Genomic DNA, 2,493 nt, shown 5'->3' with positions numbered 1-2,493 from the left:
GCCACCAAGCTGCTGCTCCTCGGGGCGCCCGTGCCGGAGACGCTGCAGGTCGAGCAGGCCTGGGTCGTCGATCGCGACGGCACGCTCCACTAGCGAGAGACTCGAGAGAGGACACCGATGACATCGACGATGGCGCGCGCCCCGCGGCTCAACCGTTACCTGCTGGGGCTGCCCCTGGCGACCCTGACCCTCTACTGGCTGCTGGCGTGGGCCGGCCTGGCGCCGAGTGGCTTCACCTGGGCCTTCCTGCGCCTTACCGGGGTGATCGGCTACCTGTTGCTTACCCTCAGCGTGGCGAGCGGTGCGCTGCTGGCGACGCGCTTCACGCCGCCCGCCTGGCTGGCCAAACCGTTGCAGTTCGGCTGGCACGGCCTCACGGCCGGTAGCGGGCTGGCGCTGGTGGGGGTCCACGTGGCGTTCTCGCTCGTCACGGAGCACTTCCCCCAGCCACTCGCCGGGGCGCTCGTGCCCGGACTCGCCACCTACGAGCCGGCGGCCATGGGCCTCGGCACCGTCGGCACGTACCTGCTGCTGGCGCCCTACCTCAGCTTCGCGGGGCGGCGGGTGTTGGGCCCCAAGTGGGTGAAGGGCCTCCACCTCCTCGCCTACCCCGGCTTCGCCGCCGGCACCTTGCACGGGGTGATGGGAGGCAGCGACCGCCTGGCCTGGCTCTACCTTGGCGCCCTGGCGCTGGTGGCGTTCACGGTGGCGGTCCGGCTGGTGGAGGGGCGCCGGCGGGCGCCGTAGAGTTGAGCAGGAGGCACCGGGCTTGAGGCTCCTGCTGGTCGAGGACGACACGCGGATCGCAGCGCCCCTCGTCGCCGCCTTGGAGGAGGGTGGACACCGCGTCACCTGGGCGACGGACGGCCAGGGCGGCCTGGAGCTCGCTCGCGCCGGCGGGTTCGACACACTCATCCTCGACGTCATGCTGCCCGGCCTGGACGGCTTCGACCTGGCGCGCACGCTGCGCGCCGAGGGCGTGGCCGTGCCCATCCTCTTCCTCACGGCGCGGGGTGACCTGGCCGACCGCGTGACGGGCCTCGACCTTGGGGGCGACGCCTACCTCGTGAAACCGTTCGCCCTGGCCGAGCTGAAGGCCACGTTGCGCGCCCTGTCGCGCCGCGCATCCGACGTGACCCGCAGCAGCATCGGCTTCGGTGACGGCCGCGGCGAGCTCGACACCGTGTCACGCAAGGTGAGCTGGGACGGCCGCGAGGTCGCGCTCACGGGCCGCGAGTACGACCTGCTGGAGGCGCTACTGCACGCGCCCGCGCGCTGGTTCACGCGCCAGGAACTCCTCGACCGCGTGTGGGGCCCCGACTTCTTCGGGGAGCCGCGCGTGGTCGACGTGTACGTGCGGTACCTACGGCAGAAGCTCGACGACTCGGTGGTGCAGAGCATGCGCGGAAGGGGGTACCGCGCGTCGTGACGGGCATGCGACCGTTCCCCTTGCGCAAGCCGAACCTGCACCGGCGCCTGGCGCTCGTGCTCATCGCCCAGACCGTGACGGTGCTGCTGCTGACGGCGTTGGCGCTCTTCCTGGTCCTGGGGCGCTTCCTGGAGGCGGGTGAGGCGCAGCGGCTCGACAAGCTCGTCGACGACGTGAGCATCCACCCGGGTAGCACGAAGCACGACGTCCTGGAGTTCGACCACGGCTTCCCCGACGACGTGCACGTGCGCCTCCTCCTCCGGGGCGAGGTGCTGGCGGCCACGCCGGCGTTCCCGCCCGTGCCCACCGACTCGGCGCCCGGCTACTCGCGCGCGGCGCAGCACCGCGTGCTCACCCGCGAGGTGCGCGAGGACGGGGTGCGTTACACGCTGCAACTGGCGGGCGACCCGGTGGGGACCGAGCTGGCGCTGCGCGCCTACCTGCTGGCGCTGGCCGTCATCGTGCCCGTCGCCGCGCTGGCGGTCGCGCTCCTCAGCAACCTCGTGGCCGCGAACATGCTCTCCCCCGTGAGGCGCCTCGAGCGCGCCGCGGCGGCCCTGACGGGCTCGCGTGAGCTGCGCACGCCCCTGCCCGGCGTAGAAGCAACCGACGAGCTGGGCAGGCTCGCCAACACGCTGCAGGCCGCCTTCGCGCGCCTCGCGGACGGGATGGACCGCGAGGTGGCCTTCCTGCGCGCGGCCGCGCACGACCTGCGCTCGCCGCTGGCGGCCCTCAAGACGCGGATCGAGGGCGCGTTGGCGCGACAGCGCGACCCGGCCGCCTACCGCGCGGCGCTCCTTGAGCTGGAGCGCGACGTGGACCGGATGGCGCGGCTGGTGGATCACCTCCTGATGCTCGCGCGCGACAGCGGTCCGGGCGACCTCCACGAGGTCGACCTCGTGCGCGTTGCCGGCGAGGCCGTCGACGCCGCGCGGGCCGCACGCCCCGACGTTCCCCTTGAGGCCGCCTTCGCACCCGACACCCCGCTGGTGCGGGGGGACGCCACCCTGCTGCGGCAACTGCTCGACAACCTGCTCGACAACGCCGCCGTCCACGGCGCCGGA

At 73.2% G+C, this 2,493-nt stretch carries 3 protein-coding genes; all 3 read left to right on the top strand.

The genetic code is table 11. The features are described from left to right. Nucleotides 1–117: 117 nt before the first annotated feature. Nucleotides 118–747: a ferric reductase gene (locus tag H3C53_12810; GenBank protein ID MBW7917545.1), complete on the top strand. Its 630-nt coding sequence runs from the start codon at nt 118–120 to the stop codon at nt 745–747. 22 nt (nt 748–769) lie between these two features. After that, nucleotides 770–1,429 (top strand): response regulator transcription factor, encoded by a 660-nt coding sequence (locus H3C53_12805; GenBank protein ID MBW7917544.1) that lies wholly within the window; start codon nt 770–772, stop codon nt 1,427–1,429. Between the two features lie 5 nt (nt 1,430–1,434). Further along, nucleotides 1,435–2,493: HAMP domain-containing protein (locus H3C53_12800; protein ID MBW7917543.1), on the top strand; the 1,059-nt coding region annotated here is incomplete at its 3' end.

The sequence above is a fragment of the Trueperaceae bacterium genome (genome assembly GCA_019454765.1).
Classification (GTDB): domain Bacteria; phylum Deinococcota; class Deinococci; order Deinococcales; family Trueperaceae; genus JAAYYF01.
This window is presented reverse-complemented; position numbering and strand designations above follow the sequence as displayed.